The organism is Aeromicrobium yanjiei (assembly GCF_009649075.1).
Taxonomy (GTDB): domain Bacteria; phylum Actinomycetota; class Actinomycetes; order Propionibacteriales; family Nocardioidaceae; genus Aeromicrobium; species Aeromicrobium yanjiei.
Genome location: NZ_CP045737.1, coordinates 2260286 through 2278463, shown reverse-complemented (window position 1 = coordinate 2278463; position 18178 = coordinate 2260286). Strand labels below are relative to the sequence as shown.

14 protein-coding genes are annotated in these 18178 nt (G+C 70.5%); 10 read left to right on the top strand and 4 right to left on the bottom strand.

Annotation, left to right across the window (positions count from 1 at the left end; all coding sequences use genetic code 11):
* Positions 1–22 precede the first annotated feature (22 nt).
* Positions 23–700, top strand: coding sequence for a winged helix-turn-helix transcriptional regulator (locus GEV26_RS11155; RefSeq protein WP_153653145.1), 678 nt, complete (start codon positions 23–25; stop codon positions 698–700).
* Positions 701–719: 19 nt separating this feature from the next.
* On the opposite strand, the gene GEV26_RS11150 is transcribed toward GEV26_RS11155, so the two are convergent.
* Positions 720–2756, bottom strand: a complete 2037-nt coding sequence (locus tag GEV26_RS11150; protein WP_153653144.1) for a YhgE/Pip domain-containing protein — start codon at positions 2754–2756, stop codon at positions 720–722.
* On the bottom strand, positions 2756–5635 hold the full coding sequence (locus GEV26_RS11145; protein WP_153653143.1) for an MMPL family transporter: 2880 nt from the start codon (positions 5633–5635) through the stop codon (positions 2756–2758). Before GEV26_RS11145 ends, GEV26_RS11150 begins: the two co-directional genes overlap by 1 nt.
* Before the next feature lie 90 nt (positions 5636–5725).
* On the opposite strand from GEV26_RS11145, the gene GEV26_RS11140 reads away from it, so the two are divergent.
* On the top strand, positions 5726–6358 hold the full coding sequence (locus tag GEV26_RS11140) for a TetR/AcrR family transcriptional regulator (protein WP_153653142.1): 633 nt from the start codon (positions 5726–5728) through the stop codon (positions 6356–6358).
* A gap of 2 nt (positions 6359–6360) precedes the next feature.
* Here GEV26_RS11140 and GEV26_RS11135 read toward each other — a convergent pair whose 3' ends face one another.
* Positions 6361–6957: a hypothetical protein gene (locus GEV26_RS11135; protein ID WP_153653141.1), complete on the bottom strand. Its 597-nt coding sequence runs from the start codon at positions 6955–6957 to the stop codon at positions 6361–6363.
* Positions 6958–7040: 83 nt separating this feature from the next.
* Here GEV26_RS11135 and GEV26_RS11130 point away from each other — a divergent pair, with 83 nt between their 5' ends.
* Positions 7041–7682 carry a class III extradiol ring-cleavage dioxygenase family protein gene (locus GEV26_RS11130; RefSeq protein ID WP_153653140.1) on the top strand — a complete coding sequence of 214 codons (642 nt, stop codon included), beginning with the start codon at positions 7041–7043 and terminating at the stop codon, positions 7680–7682.
* Here the strand turns inward: GEV26_RS11130 and GEV26_RS11125 are convergent, their stop codons facing one another.
* Entirely contained in the window at positions 7683–7901 is a 219-nt protein-coding gene (locus GEV26_RS11125) for an antitoxin (protein WP_153653139.1), read from the bottom strand.
* Positions 7902–7983: 82 nt separating this feature from the next.
* On the opposite strand from GEV26_RS11125, the gene miaA reads away from it, so the two are divergent.
* The 7 genes from miaA (at position 7984) to galE (ending at position 18143) form a co-directional block, all read left to right on the top strand.
* Positions 7984–8910: a tRNA (adenosine(37)-N6)-dimethylallyltransferase MiaA gene (gene miaA, locus GEV26_RS11120; protein ID WP_153653138.1), complete on the top strand. Its 927-nt coding sequence runs from the start codon at positions 7984–7986 to the stop codon at positions 8908–8910.
* 10 nt (positions 8911–8920) lie between these two features.
* A complete protein-coding gene (gene dapF / locus GEV26_RS11115; protein ID WP_153653137.1) occupies positions 8921–9757 on the top strand; it encodes a diaminopimelate epimerase in 837 nt (278 codons plus the stop codon).
* Entirely contained in the window at positions 9754–11163 is a 1410-nt protein-coding gene (gene hflX, locus GEV26_RS11110) for a GTPase HflX (protein ID WP_153653136.1), read from the top strand. The genes dapF and hflX overlap by 4 nt, the downstream gene beginning before the upstream one ends.
* Positions 11164–11220: 57 nt before the next feature.
* Positions 11221–13170 carry an ATP-dependent DNA helicase gene (locus GEV26_RS11105; protein ID WP_153653135.1) on the top strand — a complete coding sequence of 650 codons (1950 nt, stop codon included), beginning with the start codon at positions 11221–11223 and terminating at the stop codon, positions 13168–13170.
* Between the two features lie 43 nt (positions 13171–13213).
* On the top strand, positions 13214–15133 hold the full coding sequence (locus GEV26_RS11100) for a carboxypeptidase-like regulatory domain-containing protein (protein ID WP_153653134.1): 1920 nt from the start codon (positions 13214–13216) through the stop codon (positions 15131–15133).
* 82 nt (positions 15134–15215) lie between these two features.
* A complete protein-coding gene (locus GEV26_RS11095; protein WP_153653133.1) occupies positions 15216–17153 on the top strand; it encodes a hypothetical protein in 1938 nt (645 codons plus the stop codon).
* 24 nt (positions 17154–17177) lie between these two features.
* Positions 17178–18143 (top strand): UDP-glucose 4-epimerase GalE, encoded by a 966-nt coding sequence (galE, locus tag GEV26_RS11090; RefSeq protein WP_153653132.1) that lies wholly within the window; start codon positions 17178–17180, stop codon positions 18141–18143.
* Positions 18144–18178: the final 35 nt, after the last annotated feature.

Below are 18178 nucleotides of genomic sequence, written 5' to 3'. Positions count from 1 at the left end.
CCCGGGAGGGCATCATCGAGAGATGTCCCGGTACGGGCAGTACTGTCCGATCACCCGGTCGCTGGAGATCCTCGGCGACCGGTGGACCCTGCTCGTGGTGCGCGATCTCGTGCTCGGCGCGGACCGCTTCAACGAGCTGGCTCGCGGCCTGCCGGGGATGTCCCGTGCTCTGCTGAGCAAACGGCTCGGCCAGCTCGAGCGCGCCGGCCTGCTCGTCCATGAGGACGACCGCTACCGTCCGACCCAGGCCTGCGACGAGCTGAGGCCGATCATCTTCGGTCTGGCGGAGTGGGGAGCCCGCTGGGCCTTCGGCGAGCCGCGCGAGGACGAGCTCGACCCCACGGTTCTCATGTGGTGGATCCGAGCGGGCATCGATCCCGACGTCTGGGGGCAGCGCAGGACGGTGCTCCACGTCGTCCTGTCGGAGGGGCGGCGCACCCGGTTCTGGTTCGTGGTGGATCGCGGAGACGTCTCCCTGTGCTTCACCGATCCGGGGTACGACGTCGACGTCCTCGTCGAGGCACCACTCGGCGTCCTGTACCAGGTGTGGGAGGGCCTGCTCGACCTGCGCACGGCGGCGCGGGACGGTCTCGTCCGCCTCTCGGGTCGCCGCGACGTCCTGCTTGTCCTGCCCGAGGCGCTGCTGTTCTCGCCGGTGGCGCCGTTGGTCCGCGGCGTGCAGGCCCAGGCGCTGGGCTGAGCGACACCGAGGACGCCTGCTAGACCACCAACGTGGGGTGCAGTCGGGCGATCGTCACCGTCTGCTTCCGCCGCGCCGCCACGACCGTGACCGACAGCGCCAGCACGGTGAACAGGCCCAGGACCAGGACGTCCCGGAGCACGCCGTCGCTGCCTCCGGCCAGGGCCGCGCGCAGACCGTGCACCGCGTACGTCATCGGCAGCAGGTCGTGCAGCACGTTGAAGAACGGCGGCGACGTCTCGATCGGATAGGTGCCGCCGGCCGACGTCAGCTGCAGGCTGACGAACACCAGCGCGACGAAGCGTCCGGCCGCGCCGAAGAGGGCAATGAACATCTGGTTGATCGCCGTGAAGACCGCGCCTGTCGCCAGCGCGATGCCGACGAGGAGCCACTGGTTCGCCGGCCGGAGGTCGAGGAAGCCCTGCAGCACCGCGAGCAGCAGCCCGACCTGCACCACCGAGATCGCGAGGCCCGGCACGTAGCCGGCGAGCGCCGTGCGGACGCTACCCGCGCTGGATGCGATTGCGCGAGCCGAGAGCGGCCGCAGCAGCAGGTAGATCGCCATCGCTCCGACCCAGAGGGCCAGTGAGATGAAGTACGGCGCGAGCGCCTCGCCGTAGTTCTTGACCCCGTTGACCCGCTCGGCAGCGTCCTGGATGGGGGTCGCGGCGGTCTTGGCCAAGGTCTCGCGCTCCGACTCGTCGTAGTCGGGCACCTGCTTGCTGCCGTCGCGGAGCCCGTTGGTCAGCTCGAGCGCGCCGATGGCGAGATCGTCCGCTCCGTCGGAGAGCCGTCCCGCGCCCGCCGCCAGCTGGTCGGCGCCGGTGCCGAGCTCATCGGCTCCGTCGCTGAGCTGGCCGGTCGCGCTCGCCAGGCGGCCGGCGCCGTCGGACGCCTGGCCGATCGCGTCGACCAGCTGGGGGACGGCCCGGGCCAGCTCGGCGTTGCCGTCCGCGACCTGCTCCGAGCCCTGGGCGAGCTGCTTCGTGCCGGCGCTGAGCTGCTCGGCCTGCCCGCGGATCCCGCCGACGAGCTCCTTGAGCTCGCCCGAGCGGCCCGCCGCCTGGCGCAGCAGGCTGCAGTCGACCCCCACCGGCTGCGCAGCCTCGCACTGCTCGGCGATCGCTCCGAGGCTCTTGGCGAGCTCGTCGATGTCGGCGTTGGCGTCCTCGCTGGCACCGAGCAGGTCGCGGGTGACCTGCTGCACGGTGTCGTTGAGCTCGGCGTTGCCGTCGGCCACCTGACGGGCACCGTCGGCGAGCCGCCGGGTCTGCGCAGGCAGGGCGGACGTCCGGGAGTCGAGCTGGTCGAGGCCGTCGGCGAGCGTCGCCGCGCCGTCGTCCAGCTGTCCGGCTCCGTCGGCGAGCCGGCCGGCCCCGTCCGAGAGCTGGTCCGCACCGTCACCGAGCTCGGCCGTTCCGTCGCGCAGCTGCACGGCGCCGTCCGCCAGTCGGTCGGAGCCGTCGGCGGCGTCGTCGAGCGCCCCCTTGATGTCGGTGAAGCTGAGATAGACGTTGTCGAGGTACGTCTCGGTGACCTGCGCGTTCAGTGCGCCCTTGGCGGCACGCAGGATCGTCTGCGCGATCGTGCCGTTGATGTAGTTGACCGCGTCGTTGGTCTGCAGGTCGAGCCGGCCCTGGATCGCCTTCGCCGGGTCGCCACTCGTCGACGTCGCCGCCTTCGACAGGTTGGCGGGGATCGTCAGGACCGCCTTGTAGGTGCCGTCCGCGAGCCCTCGCCGGGCGTCCTTGCCGTCGGTCAGCACCCAGTCGTAGTTGTCGTCGCCGTCGTCGCTGACCAGGTTGCCGGCCAGCTGGCGACCGATCGCGACGGGCTGCTTCTCGCCGTCGCGGCCGGTGATCTCGACGAGCTCGTCCTCGTTGACCACGGCGGCCTTGACCTGGTCGAGGTGCCCGGTGGGGTTGATGTTGGCCCAGACGTACATCGCGCCGTAGAACAGGGGCACGAGCATCACCGCGAGCACGGCGGCGCGCGTCAGCCGACTGCGGCGGAACCGGGCGAGCTCGAACCAGGGCAGCGGGGGAGAGGGAATCATCAGAGCATCAACTCGTGGGGGGTGCGGGAGGTGTCCAGCTCCAGATGGTGGAGCCGGTCGGAAGGAGGGGGCGCCGAGGACGCGGACTGGACGCTCGCGACGAGCGTGACGTCGCGGTCCTCCAGCAGCCACGCGAGCGCAGACCACAGCAGGTCGACGTGCTCGGCCGCGCGCACGTCGTCCGCGTCGTCGACCACCACGATGCGGGGGTCCTCGGTCAGGGCCAGCACGACGCCCAGCAGCTTGCGCTCGAGGCGCGACAACGACGAGACCAGGGCATTGCCCTCGACGGGCGTGCACGGCAGCCCGGCGTCCTCGTACGCGCGCTCGAGGGCGTGGCGGAGCTCGGCGCGCACCGGGGCCACCCGGCGACGGCTGACCCACAGCCCGAACGACCGGATCGAGAGCCGTTCGGCGATGTGCTGGTCGACCGTCAGGTTGTCGTCGAGGTCGTTGAACCCGGCCAGCTCGGCGAGGGAGACGCTGCGGCGCACTGCGGCTGACTCCTGCGGCAGGAGATGACCGTGGACCCGCAGGCGACCGCTGTCGAAGGGCATGCGTCCGGCGAACGTCAGCAGCAGCGCCGTCTTGCCCGCACCGTCGCTGCCGTGCACGACGAGCCAGTCGCCGCGCTCGACCTCGACCGACACGTCGTTGAGGACCGGCCCCTCGGGCCCGGACGTCGTCAGCCCGGCCGCGGTGATCGCGGCCGTCGATCCGGGACGGGGCCACGCCTGCAGCTCGACCTGCCGGTGCAGCGCCTCACCCTCGACGTCGATGTGGGGCAGCCGTCGGTCGAGCCATCCGGGCAGCGTCCAGGCCCGCCGACCGAACAGCTCGAGCACCGCGGGGGCGAAGAGCATGCGGATGAGGAAGGCGTCGACGAAGACCCCGATCGCGAGGGCGAAAGCGATCGGCTTGATGTTGGGATCGCCCTCGGGCACGAACGCCGCGAACACCGCCAGCATGATCACGGCCGCAGCCGTCACGACCCGGGAGCTGCCGACGAACCCGTCGGCGATCGCGCGGTGCGGGTCGCGGGAGCGGACGTACTCCTCCTTCATGCGGGCCATGAGGAAGACCTCGTAGTCCATCGACAGCCCGAACAGCACCGCCATGAGGATGATCGGCAGGAAGCTGATCAGCGGGCCGGTCTGGTCCAGGTGAACCAGCTGGCTCAGCCAGCCCCACTGGAAGACCGCGACCACCGCCCCGAACGACGCGCCGGTGGACAACAAGAACCCCAGCGTCGCCTTGAGCGGGACCACGATCGAGCGGAACACGATCATGAGCAGCAGCACCGAGAGGCCCACCACCACGACGCCGAACGGCAGCAGCGCCTCCTGCAGGCGGTCCGAGACGTCGATGCCGCCCGCGGTCAGGCCGGTCACGGAGACCGGGACGCCGTATCGGTCCTGCCAGCCGGCCTCGCGCTCGCGGATCTCCCGGACCAGGTCGGTGGTGCGCTCGTCGGTCGCACCGGTCGAGGGGATCACCTGGACGATGCCCGTGTCGGCCGTACGGTTCGGGGTGGCCAGGCCGATGCCCTCGACGCCGTCCAGCCCGCGCAGGTCGTCCGCGATGGCCTCGACAACGCCCACGGGATCGGTCGTGGCGATGATGTCGATGCTGACCAGGAGCGGTCCGTTGTAGCCGGGGCCGAAGTGCTCGTCCACCAGGTCGTACGCGACGCGCTGGGTGCTGCCCGCCGGTGCCGTGCCGTTGTCGGGCAGGGCCAGCTTCAGGTCCTTGGACGGGATCGTGACGATCGCGAGCCCGACCACGACGAGGACGATCGCGATCAGTGGGAAGCGGGTCGTCACCTCGACCCACCGCCGGGAGAACCCTCCCGTCGGGTGCTCGGCGTCGGGCGTCAGGCGGTGCCCGGCCCGTCCGAGCAGGGCAGGCAGCACGGTCAGGGCGACGGCCACCGCGATGACGACCGAGAGCGCGGCGACGGCGCCCATGATCGTGAGGAACGGGATGCGGGCGATCGACAGGCCCAGCAGGGCGATGACGACCGTGACACCGGCGAAGACGACGGCCGAGCCCGCGGTCGCGACCGACCGGGCCGCTGCCTCCTCGGGCTCGAGCCCCTCCGCGAGCTGCTCGCGGTGCCGGGACACGATGAACAGCGCGTAGTCGATGCCCACCGCGAGGCCGATCATCAGCGCGAGCAGGGGAGCGGTGGACGAGATCGTGACGAAGCCGGTCGCGGCGATCGTGATCGCCATCGTCACGAGCACGCCGAGCAGCGCGGTCACGATCGGCATGACGGCAGCGCGCAGCGAGCGGAACATGACGTACAGGACGATGAACGCCACGACGACGCCGACGACCTCGATGATCGAGAGCTGGGGACCGGTGCTGGCGAAGACGTCACCGCCGAACGCGGTCGTGTAGCCGGCCTTCTTCAGCGCGTCCCCGGTGTCCATGAGCTGCGCGCGGTCCGCGGACGTGACCTCGGTGAGGTCGCGGTCGAACTGCACCTGCACCTGGGCGGCGGCCCGGTCCTCGGAGACGCCGATCTTGTTCGTCCGGGCGTACGGGGAGACGACCTCGGACACGCCGGGGACCTTCGACATCCCGGCGATCGCGTCGTCGACGAGGCGACGGGTGCGTTGATCGTCCACGGTCCGGCCGTCGGGCGCGACGACGACCAGGTAGGCCGAGGCGCCGCTGAGCTCGGGGAACGTCCTGCCCAGCGCGTCGATCGCCTCCTGCGACTCGGTGCCGGGGATGTCGAACTGGTTCTTGGTGCCGCCGCCGAGGCCCAGCGCGGCCACGCCGGTCACGAGCAGGATCACCAGCCATGCGCCGAGCACGCGACGGGGGTGGCGAAAGGCCCAGCGGCCCAGGGCGTACAGGGAGGTGGACACGACTTGACGATACGTTTGTGTATCCAGTGCGTCAATGTATCGAGTAGACTTGTGCGTCACACAGATGGTGGCGCGACACAGGAAGGTGCCATGGCGAAGACGGCGATCGATCGCCCGGTGCGTCGGCGGGCTGCGACGCGCGAGCGACTTCTCGACGCGGCCCGGACGGTGCTGGCCCGGGAGGGCATCCAGGGCGCCTCGGTCGAGCACATCTGCGACCAGGCCGGATTCACCCGCGGGGCGTTCTACTCCAACTTCTCCAGCAAGGACGAGCTGGTCCTGGCGCTGTTCGGTCGCGAGCGAGAGCTGATGCTCGCGGCGCTGCGCGAGGCCGCCGACCCCGCCTCGTTCGAGGGCCTCGACACGCTCGACGCCGTCGCGGTCATCATGGATCGCTTCCTGGTCGGCCAGCAGCACGACCGCGAGTGGTATCTCGTCCACGCCGAGTTCGAGCTGCGCGGCGTCCGCGACGACGCGGTGGGGCGCGAGTTCGTGGCGGCCTCGCGGCGGGTGCGGGCCGACTTCGAGAGCTTCATGGCGTCCGCGCTCGAGGCACTGGGGCTGCGGCTGACGGTCGACCTGTCACACGTCGCGTCGATCCTCATGGGCACGTACGACGCCGCACTCCGCGAGTCGTTGCTCGAGGACCGTCCGATCGACCTCGAGCTCCTGAAGATCACGCTGCCCACGCTGCTGGTCGCGGTGACCGAGCCGACCTCCTAGGCTCAGACGTCTGCGGTCCGGCCGGCCGGATACGGGGAGAGCAGGGCCTTCGGCACCGCGCAGGTCCCGTCGTCGAGGAAGGCGTCGTTCATCCGCTCGGGGAGGGGATGGCCGTCGGGGTCCCGCGGCACCCGGAACCGGGCGGAGCCGTCCTCGAGCTCCGCGAGCACGTACCTGTTGCGGGCGTCGACGAGCGTGGTCCAGTCGTCGAGCCACATCCGGGCCGGACGGTCGGCGTCGATGCGGTCGCCGGCACGACCCTCGATCGCGCTCAGCATGCGGCTGATCGCGAGGTTCTGGTCGATGATCGTCTGCCCCTGCTCGCGCGGGGTGCCGGTGACCGGCATCGAGGCCACCGTCGAGCTCATGAGCTCGCACTCGCGGTCGATGATGGACACGAGCTCCTCGTCCTCGATCAGGCCCGGGGCGTCGCGGCCCTCGAGCTCGACCACGGCGGTGATGAGGAAGACCGCGGCGGCGAGGGCGAGTGCGCCGGCCGAGATCGCGACCCACTTCCACCTGCGGTGGACGGGGGGCGGCGGGAACTGCCACGCATCGCGTGCCGGCGGGTACGGCGGCAGCTCCTCGGTGTCCGGCACCGGCTCATCGTGTCATGCCGGACGGACGACGGCCTGTCCGTGGTCGCGGGGCTCGCCGTGGTGCCCTGGTCTAGGCTCGCCAGGTGATCCTCGCCGCTGCCGTGTGCCCTCACCCGCCGGCGCTGCTCCCCGAGGTCAGCCCCGGCACGGACGCCGAGCTGGGCCCCGTCCGCCGGGCCGCCGACGAGGCCGTGCGTGCCCTGCTGGACGTGGCGCCTGAGCGCGTCGTCGTCCTCGGCCCGGGCCCCTCCGCCGACGATCTCGACGAGGACGCCGGCGGCTCCCTCGCGGCGTACGGTGCCGCCGTCCACGCCGGCGGTCCCACCACGGTGCTGCCGCTCAGCCTGACGATCGGTGCCTGGCTGCTGGACCGCGCGGGCTGGACCGGCCCGCGGACGTACTCGACGGGCCGGCCCGACGTCGACGGGCGCGTCGCACTGCTCGTGATGGCCGACGGCAGCGCGAAGCGGAGCCTGCAGGCCCCCGGCTTCCTGGACGAGCGCGCCGAGGGCTTCGACGCCTCGATCGCGGCGGCGCTCGCGGCGGGCGACCCCGAGGCGCTCACTGCGCTCGATCTCGGCCTCGCCGAGGAACTCGCCGCCGGCGGGGTGCCGGCCCTCCGGACGCTGGGGGAGCTCACGAAGGGCGCCGACGTCACCGCCCGCCTGCGCTTCGACGCCGCGCCGCTCGGAGTCGGCTACCTCGTGGCCGACTGGGTGCTGTAGCTACTGCTGCCGGCCCTCGCCGAGCTTGTCGGCGGCTTCCTTGGCCTTCGCCGCGGCGCCGTCGACCTTGCTCGTGTGCTTGCCCTTGGTCGCGCGGTCCGCGAGGTCCGCGGCCTTGTCGATGCCCTGCTCGATCTTGTCGTGATGCGTCGCGGCGAGGTCGGCCGCCTTCTCCCTGAGCTCGGGCGCTCGTTTGGTCAGCTTGTCGAGAAATCCCATGGGTGCGCTCCTGATGTCCGAGAGAGAAGGGACGGGTGCGACCGCCCCTCGTTGACCGTCAGCCTACTGCGAGAATTCCGGTATGCCCGTGCCTCACCGCGTCGTCGCCGTCGTCGGCCCGACGGCGTCCGGCAAGTCGTCGCTCGCGGTCGAGATCGCCCGGCGGCTCGGCCACGCCGAGGTCGTCAACGTCGACTCGATGCAGCTCTACCGCGGCATGGACATTGGCTCGGCCAAGCCGACCGAGGCCGAGCGCGGGGGCGTCGTGCACCATCTGTTCGACGTCCTGGACGTCGCGGAGGCCGCCAGCGTCGCGGAGTTCCAGTCGTGGGCGCGGGACGTCATCGACGACTGCCACGCACGTGGCGTCACGCCGGTGCTCGTCGGGGGCTCGGCGTTGTACGTCCGCGCGGTGCTCGACCGGCTCGAGTTCCCCGGGACGGACCCCGCGGTGCGCGAGCGCTGGGCCACCGAGCTGCGGTCGCGCGGGGCCGACGCCCTGCACGCCGAGCTCACCCGGCGGGACCCGGCGGCCGCGGCGCAGATCCAGCCGTCCAACGACCGCCGCCTCGTGCGGGCGCTCGAGGTCATCGAGCTGACCGGCGAGCCGTTCCGCGCCACGATGCCCGGGCACGACTCGATCTATGCGGGGCTCGTGATGCTCGGCCTCGACGTGCCGCGCGAGGTCCTGGACGTACGCCTCGCGCAGCGGGTCGACCAGATGTGGGCCGACGGCTTCGTCGAGGAGGTGCGCCGACTGCTGCCGCTCGGCCTGGAGGAGAGCCGGACCGCGTCCCGTGCCCTCGGCTACCAGCAGATCCTGGCCTTCCTGCGTGGGGAGATGACAGAGGAGGAGGCCCGCGAGGCCACCGTGACCGGCACCCGCAAGTTCGCCCGCCGCCAGGACCGGCTCTTCCGCAAGGACCCGCGCATCCACTGGCTGCCGTACGACGCCGAGGACCTGGTGGATCGTGCGCTGCATCACGTGGGCGTCCCCGCGGACGAGTAGACTCAAGGCCATGTCTTTTCCATGGCTCAAGGGGCACGGCACCGAGAACGACTTCGTGCTGCTCCCGGACCATGACGGCACGCTCCACGGCGACCTCGACGCGTCCTTCGTGGCCGCTCTGTGCCACCGCCGCCGCGGCATCGGCGCCGACGGTGTGCTGCGAGTGATCCGCTCCGCGGCGCTGCCGGAGGTCGAGTCGGCCGGTGAGTGGTTCATGGACTACCGCAACGCCGACGGGTCGATCAGCGAGATGTGCGGCAACGGCGTGCGGGTCTTCGCGCTCCACCTCGTGCAGGAGGGGCTCGCCGATCCCTCTGCTCCATTCGTGGTGGGCACGCGCGACGGCGACAAGATCGTCACGTTCGACACCTCCTCGGCCGGCGGACCGCTCATCTCGGTCGACATGGGCGTCCCCCATGTGCAGGGGGTCTCCAAGGTGAGCGCCCACGGGAACACGTGGGAGGCGCAGGATGTTAGGACAGGTAACCCCCATGCTGTCGCCTTCGTCGATCGGCTGGGCGACGCCGGCACCCTGCTGACCGAGCCCGACTACGACACGTCGATCTATCCCGAAGGCGTCAACATCGAGTTCGTCGTCCGCGAGGGCGAGCGCCACGTGGCGATGCGTGTGCACGAACGAGGTTCGGGGGAGACGCGTTCTTGCGGCACCGGCGCCTGCGCCGTGGCCGTGGCCACCGCGGTGGCCGACGGAGCCGAGCGACCCAGCACCTACCGGGTCGACGTCCCCGGCGGCACCGTGCACGTCACGTGGGGCGCAGATGACCACATCGTTCTCACCGGTCCCGCCGAGATCGTCGCGCGGGGCACCATGGATTGGACTGCATGACAGACACGTCAACTGACTCAGTGAACGGGCCGGCCCAGGCGCAAGGCGTCGACGGGCTCGACCTCGAGGAGCGCAACTCGCTGCGGCGGGTGGCCAACCTGCGCACCGAGCTCGAGGACATCACCGAGGTCGAGTACCGCCAGCTGCGCCTCGAGCGCGTCGTCCTGGTCGGTGTGTGGACCGAGGGGACGGCCGAGGACGCCGAGAACTCGATGGCCGAGCTCAAGCTGCTCGCCGAGACGGCCGGCTCCGAGGTGCTCGACGCCCTCATCCAGCGCCGGCAGAAGCCCGACCCCGCGACGTACATCGGCTCGGGCAAGGTCGAGGACCTCCGCGCGGCCGTCGAGGCGACCGGCGCCGACACGATCATCTGTGACGGTGCGCTGGCGCCCAGCCAGCTGCGCAACCTCGAGGACCGCTGCAAGGTCAAGGTCGTCGACCGGACCGCGCTGATCCTCGACATCTTCGCCCAGCACGCCAAGAGCAAAGAGGGCAAGGCGCAGGTCGAGCTCGCCCAGCTGCAGTACCAGACGCAGCGTCTGCGCGGCTGGGGCGGCAACCTCTCGCGCCAGGCGGGCGGGCAGGCCGCAGGTGGCGAGGGCATCGGCGGTCGTGGTCCCGGTGAGACCAAGCTCGAGACCGATCGTCGTCGCATCCAGATGAAGATGACCAAGCTGCGCCGCGAGCTCAAGGAGCTCGGCAAGGCCCGCGAGACCAAGAAGGGCAACCGCCAGCGGCACGAGATCCCGTCGGTGGCGATCGCGGGCTACACCAACGCCGGCAAGTCCAGCCTGCTCAACCGGCTGACCGACGCGGGCGTGCTGGTCGAGAACGCCCTGTTCGCGACCCTCGACCCGACCACGCGCCGTACGCAGACCTCCGACGGGCGCGTCTACACGCTCTCGGACACGGTCGGTCTGGTCCGCAACCTGCCCCACCAGCTCGTCGAGGCCTTCCGCTCGACGCTCGAGGAGGTGGCCGAGTCCGATCTCATCCTGCACGTCGTGGACGGCTCGGACCCCGACCCCGAGGGACAGATCGCGGCCGTGCGCCAGGTGATCATGGAGGCCGGGGCGGGCGAGCTGCCCGAGATCCTCGTGATCAACAAGGCCGATGCCGCCGATCCGCTGGTCGTCAAGCAGCTGCTCGCACGTGAGCCGCACGCCGTCGTGGTCAGCGCCCGTACGGGGGAGGGGATCGACGAGCTGCTCAGCGCGATCGAGGCCGATCTCCCGCAGCCCGCGGTCCAGGTGGACGTGCTGCTGCCCTACTCGCGGGGCGACCTGCTCAACCAGATCCACACCGGTGGCGAGATCGACACGCTCGACCACGAGGCCGAGGGCACCCACGTCGTCGGCCGGGTCAACGGGAGCCTGGCCGCCGAGCTCGAGCCGTACGCCCGCTGACCGAGGGCTGTGGACGCAGATTGTCTGATCTGCGGGTCACGCAGATAACCTCAAGGCATGCCCTCCGTCGACATCCGTGACGTCCTCCACGCTGCGGTCGAGGCGGTCGGAGGCGCCGACCGCCCCGGCCAGATCGAGATGGCCGAGGCGGTCAAGAAGGCGCTCGACAGTCGCGAGCACCTGCTGGTCCAGGCCGGCACGGGCACCGGCAAGTCGCTGGGCTATCTCGTGCCGAGCCTCCTGCACGGCAAGCGGGTCGTCGTCGCCACCGCGACGCTCAACCTGCAGCACCAGCTGGTCGAGCGCGACATCCCCGCGCTCAAGGAGGCGGCCCGGGCAACCCTCGACAAGGTGCCGCACCACGCGGTGGTCAAGGGCCGCAGCAACTACGCGTGCCTGCACCGCGTGCGCGAGGGAGCCCCTGACGACCAGGGCACGCTGATCGACGTCCCCGACGGATCGCTCGGTGCCGAGGTCCTCGAGCTGCGCGAGTGGGCCGAGGAGCAGGCAACGGGCAGCCACGTCGGCGATCGCGACTCCGCCCCCTCCCACACCGAGCGCGCGTGGCGACAGGTCAGCGTCAACCACCGCGAGTGCCTCGGCGCCTCACGCTGTGCCCATGCGCTCCAGTGCTTCGCGGAGCTGGCGCGCGAGGACGCGCAGACCGCCCAGGTCGTCGTCACCAACCACGCCCTGCTGGCGATCGACGCGATCGAGGGCGTGCCGATGCTGCCCGAGTACGACGCCGTGGTCGTCGACGAGGCCCACGAGCTCGCCGCCCGGGTCACCCAGGCCTCGACCGACGAGCTCGACCCGTCGATCGTCGAGCGCGCCGCCCGGCGGGCCCGCGCGCAGGTGGACGGCCCCGAGGCCGACGACCTGTCCGATGCCGCCGACGCCCTCGCCGACGTCCTCGCGCGGACCGAGGAGGGCCGTGTCGACGTGCCGCCCCAGCCGCTGCAGGAGGTGCTGGCGTTCGTGCGCGACAACGCGCGCGCGTGCCTGTCCGCGTTCCCCAAGGAGAAGGACAAGGGGGAGCCCGACGCCGCCAAGCTGCAGGCCCGCGGCATGGTCGACGACGTCCGCAAGATCGCCGAGCGCATGGCCGCCAAGGGCGAGACCGAGGTGCTCTGGGTCACCGACAACCGTCGCGGCGAGAAGCAGCTCCACATCGCCCCGATCGACGTCTCGGGGGCCCTGCGCGACAAGCTCTTCGGCGACAAGACCGTGATCCTCACCAGCGCGACGCTCAAGCTCGGCGGCGACTTCGAGCCCGTCGCCCGCTCGCTCGGCCTGTGGGGAGACGATCCGCCGTGGTCGGCGCTCGACGTCGGCTCGCCGTTCGACTATCGCAAGCAGGGCGTCCTCTACGTCGCCCGCGACCTGCCGGCACCCGGCCGCGACGGTCTCGAAGAGGCCCAGCTGGCCGAGATCACCGCGCTGATCGAGGCCGCGGGCGGACGTACGCTCGGCCTGTTCTCGTCGCGTCGCGGTGCCGAGAAGGCCGCCGAGGAGGTCCGCGAGCGGCTGCCCGACATCGACATCTGGTGCCAGGGCGACGCCCAGCTGCCCGAGCTCGCGCGCCGGTTCGCCGAGACGCCCAGCACCTGCCTGTTCGGCACGCTGAGCCTGTGGCAGGGGGTCGACCTGCCCGGCGACACCTGTCAGCTCGTGATCATCGACCGCATCCCGTTCCCGCGCCCGGACGATCCACTGATGAGCGCGCGGCAGCGCCTGGTGGAGAAGCGCGGCGGCAACGGCTTCATGACCGTCGCGGCCAACCACGCGGCACTCCTGCTCGCGCAGGGCACCGGGCGCCTGATCCGGCGCTCGACCGACAAGGGGGTCGTCGCGATCCTCGATCCCCGGATCGTCACGGCGCGCTACGGCTCGTTCCTGGCCGCGTCACTGCCCGACATGTGGCGCACGACCGACCGCGAGGTCGCCCTCGGGGCACTGCGACGTCTCGATGATGCCGCAAATGCCTCGGTGACAGGCGTGCACTGATACCGTGCTCAGGCTGCCCACCTACAAAAGTCCCGGGGATTTCATGAAGCACCGCATCATCCTGCTCGCCCCTGCGCTCACGGCGCTCGTCGGCGGGCTGCTCATCGCGAGCCCCGCGGAGGCGGCGAGCAACAGCGCAACGCTCAAGTCCAAGAGCATCGCGATCTCGTCCAAGGGCACGGGCAAGGTCGCCATCCAGTGCCGCACCAAGAGCACCTGCAAGGGCAAGCTCCGCTTCCTCGGGTCGACCAAGACCACGAGCTACAGCGTCCCGGGCAAGAAGACGACCTACGAGGCAGTCGCGCTCAACGACAGCGCGGCCGCCAACCCGTTCAACGGCGAGTCCGTCAACGGCGAGTACAAGCGCAAGACGGGCGTGACGCTGCGCGTCGCCGAGACGTCGCCCAAGAAGAAGACGCACGACCACAAGGTCACGACCGAGACCCGCAAGTCCAGCCAGCAGATCACCGGCACCGCCGCCGGCGTCGCCGGCAGCACCGTGAGCCAGCTGCGCGTCGAGCTGCTCACGGTCGTGCGCGGCGGCAACACCCTGGTCAAGAAGTTCGACAACGACCTGAGCGACGGCTACGCGTTCACGGTCCCGCTGGGCGCCAACAACTCGCCCTCCGCGACGTACCGTCTGCGCATCACGGGCAAGGACCAGGACGGCATCGCCCGGGCATGGTTCTGGCGCGGCGCCGACGGCAAGTTCACCGGCGGCGGTCGCTACATCAACGAGGCGACCCCGATCCAGGCCACCAAGAACAGCAACTTCGACGCGGACTTCCGCTACTCCTCGATCGCCGGCGCGGCCTCGGACGGCACGAGCATCACCGCCGTCGGCCAGCCTCGCAGCTTCAGCGGCGCGACCGTCCGTCGCGAGCTCGACTACGTCGGCTGCGCCAACGTCTTCGGCGAGACCAAGGCCAAGGGTGGTCGCTACCGCATCGACTTCCTGCCGTACAACAGCACCGCAGGCGACAAGCGCTACATGATCTCGGCCCGCAGGGGCTCGGTCGACGCCTGGTACGGCAGCACCAGCGAGCGCTTCGGCAGCTGCTTCGACGTGCAGGATTACACGTACTCCCGCAGCAACCTCATCGCGGTCAACGGCTCCGGCCCGGCCGTGCGCGACGCCAGCGTGAGCGGCAACAACAACGAGCTGTACGTCGACGGCAAGTTCTCGGGCTTCAAGCCCACCGCCCAGGGTGACCGCTGGCTCCGCCTGCGCGAGAAGGTCCCGAAGGTCCCGATCCTCGACGCCCCCGTCGTCGCCGAGCGCCAGGCGACGTCCGCGGGCAACGGCTTGTTCAGCAACGTGCCTCCGGGCAAGTACTGGGTCGAGATCGGTCGCCGCACGGGCTGCTCGGACTGGTACCCGAGCCGCTACCCCAACAACAGCGCGTACTTCAAGGGCGCCGACCGCTCGTCGGAGAAGTGGAAGGCCTTCCGCACGCTCGGCTCGCTGTCGGGCGGCAAGAACTCCGGCTTCGAGGGCATCGCCCGCAATGCCCGCCCCAACCCCGCCGGCAAGGCGCAGGAGAAGAAGCCGGCCGGCTACGCGGGCTGGATGTACCGCGGCGTCTGCGGCGCGCGCGGTGCCGGCAACTACACCACGGTCAACATCACCGGCACGGGAAACACCGGCGCCGACCAGAGGCGCATCTCGGTCACCTCGGCCAAGGGCGCCACGGTCACCGGGCGCGTCAAGCGCACCGGCGGGCGTACCAACAAGGAGATGATGGTGCGCCTGTCGTCCACCGACGGCAAGCGGGTCATCCGCACCACGATCACCAACGGCAGCGGCCGTTTCTCGGTCGTGGGCCTGCCCTCGGGCCGCTGGACGATCTCGGTCAACACCGACTCGTGGCGCGGCATCGGGCGTACGTTCAACGGCAAGAAGGCCGTGACCGTCTCCCGCGGCAAGTCCTACAGCGTGGGGACGCTGCGCTTCCGGGGCTGATCTCGCGGCGGGGGTGACCCCCTGAGAGTTTGATAGCCTGCGGTGGACCGACTGCTCGCAACCATGTTCTCGGGGAATCCGAATGAGACTGCGCACACCCGTCATCGCGTCAGCTGCAGCAGCAGTGATCGCGGCCCTTCTGACCGCAGCCCCGGCCGAGGCGGCGAGCTACAAGCTCTACGTCAAGTCCTCGCGCATCGCGATCTCCTCGAGCGGCAACGGCAGCGTCCTGGTCAAGTGCAGCTCCAGGAGCACGTGCAAGGGCAAGGTGTCGTTCACCGCCGACACGGGCAAGCCGCGCACCCGAAAATATTCGGTCAAGGGCGGCAAGACGACCCGCATCGCGATCGCGATGCACAACAACGCGCCGGTCAACCCGCACAACGCCCCGGCCGTCGCAGGGCGTGACTACAAGTCGGTCAGCAACGTGTCGGTCAAGGTCGACGAGGACAAGCCCCGCAACACCACGCACTACTACAAGAAGATCACCACCGAGACGCTCGTCTCGCGCCAGCAGATCACCGGACGGGTCACCGGCTACGGCCCCGTGCTGGCCTCGGACATCCGCGTCGACCTGGTCAAGCTGCTGCGCGGAGGCAACACCCAGCTCGTCAAGGGCCAGGACATCAGCGGCAACGGCGGGCGCTTCTCACTGGCGGTCAACCTGGGCGCCGCCAACTCGCCCAGCACCGCGTACCGGCTCCGGATCAGCGGCAAGGACCAGGACGGCATCCGCCGCTCCTGGTACTGGCGCGGCAAGGACGGCAAGCCCACGGGCGGCGGCGCGCACCTGCGCGAGGCGATGGCGGTCCAGGCCACCAAGACCAAGGACTTCGTGGCGGACTTCCGCTACGGCTCGATCTCGGGCACGACCGCCGCGGGAGCCGACGTCACGGTCGCCTCGCCGCCGGCCACCTACAGTGGCGGCACGGTCGTCACGCGCGAGCTCGACCTCCCGTACTGCGCCAACGTGTTCGGCCGCACCGAGGCGTCCGGCAGCGGTGCGTACGCCGTGACGTTCCTGCCGATGACGTCGTCGGGCAACAACCGTTACATGGTCGGCGCGCGCAACAGCAAGACCCAGGCCTGGTACGGCAAGGACAGCACCCGCTACGGCAGCTGCCACGACGCGACCAACTACAAGCGGTCCCGTGCCAACCTCATCACCTTGACCGCGCCGGTCGTGGGCAAGACGCTCGGCGCCTCGCAGAGCAACAACACCGTCAAGGTCAACGCATCGTTCTCGCCCAGGTACAAGCCCACAGGTCAGGGCGACCGCTGGATCCGGCTGCGCGAGAAGGTTCCCAACGTCCCGGTGCTCGACGCGCCCGTCGTGGCCGAGGGACAGGCGTCGGCATCGGGCAACCGGACGTTCAAGAACCTCGCACCGGGACGCTACTGGGTCGAGGTGGGCCGGCGCACCGGCTGCTCGGACTGGTACCCGAGCAAGTTCAAGGACAACAGCCTGTACTTCAAGGGCCTGGACCGCGGCTCGGAGAAGTGGAAGGCGTTCAAGCGCCTGCGCGATCTGTCGGGCAACGCCAACGGCGGCTTCGAGCGCATCGCGCGCACCGTCCAGCCCAACCCCGCCACGGGCGCGGAGCAGAACAAGATCGTCCGGGGCTACAAGGGCTGGATGTACCGCGGCTACTGCAAGGCGCACGGCGCGGGCACCGTCAACACGATGGACATCTCCGGCACGGGCCGCACGGTCACCAAGAAGACGAGCCGCAACCCGATCGGAGCGGTCGTCAAGGGCCGGGTCACCCGCGCGAAGGGCAAGACCAACAAGGAGATCATGGTCCGCCTCTCGTCCTCGGCCGGCACCCGCGTGATCCGCACCGACATCACCGACAGCAAGGGCGTCTTCTACGTCGCCGGTCTGCCGTCGGGCAAGTGGACGATCTCGGTCAACTCCGACTCGTGGCGCGGCATCGGGCGCACGTTCAGCGGCCGCCACTCGATCACTGTGAAGGCCGGCCGCGGCTACAACGTCGGCACCCTGCGCTTCAAGGGGTGACCGCGAACCTGAGAGGGTGGTGACATGACAGTCCTGGTCACCGGCGGCGCCGGCTACATCGGCTCACACATCGTCCGCGCGTTCCGGCTCGCCGGCCTGGACTGCGTGGTCGTGGACGACTTCTCCAGCGGTCACCGTGAGTTCGTGCCCGAGGACGTCGTGCTGATCGACCACAACATCCTGGACACCACCGTCGTCGCCAAGGCCATGGTCGAGCACGACGTCGACGCGGTCGTCCACCTCGCGGGATTCAAGTACGCGGGCGTCTCGGTGCAGCGTCCGCTGCACACGTACGAGCAGAACGTCCAGGGCACGGTCAGCCTGCTGCAGGCCATGCACGAGGCGGACGTCGACAAGATCGTCTTCTCCTCGAGCGCCGCGGTCTACGGGACCCCCGACGTCGAGCTGGTCACCGAGCAGACGCCGACCGCGCCCGAGTCGCCCTACGGCGAGAGCAAGCTGATCGGGGAGTGGCTGCTGCGCGATGCCGCCCGGGCGTTCCCCTTGCACCACACGTCGCTGCGCTACTTCAACGTCGTCGGCTCCGCGGTGCCGGACCTCTACGACACGAGCCCCCACAACCTGTTCCCGCTGGTCATCGAGGCGCTGCTCGATGGGCGCACGCCGCGCATCAACGGCAACGACTACCCGACCCCCGACGGCACGTGCGTCCGCGACTACATCCACGTCGCAGATCTGGCCGACGCCCACGTCGTCGCGGCGCAGAAGCTGCTCGCCGGCGAGACGTTGGAGCCGGTCTACAACCTCGGCAGCGGCGACGGCGTCTCCGTCCGCGAGATCATGACCGCCGTCGCCGACGCGACCGGCATCGCGTTCGAGCCCGAGATCACCGATCGGCGTCCGGGCGACCCCGCGCGCATCGTCGCCTCGGGCGAGCTGGCGTCCCGCGACCTGGACTGGACCATGCGCCACTCGGTGGCCGACATGGTCTCCAGCGCCTGGGAAGCCCGCCAGGCCCACGCCGGCTGAGCGCCTGCCCACCCCGCGCCCGCCCCGGGTCGGTG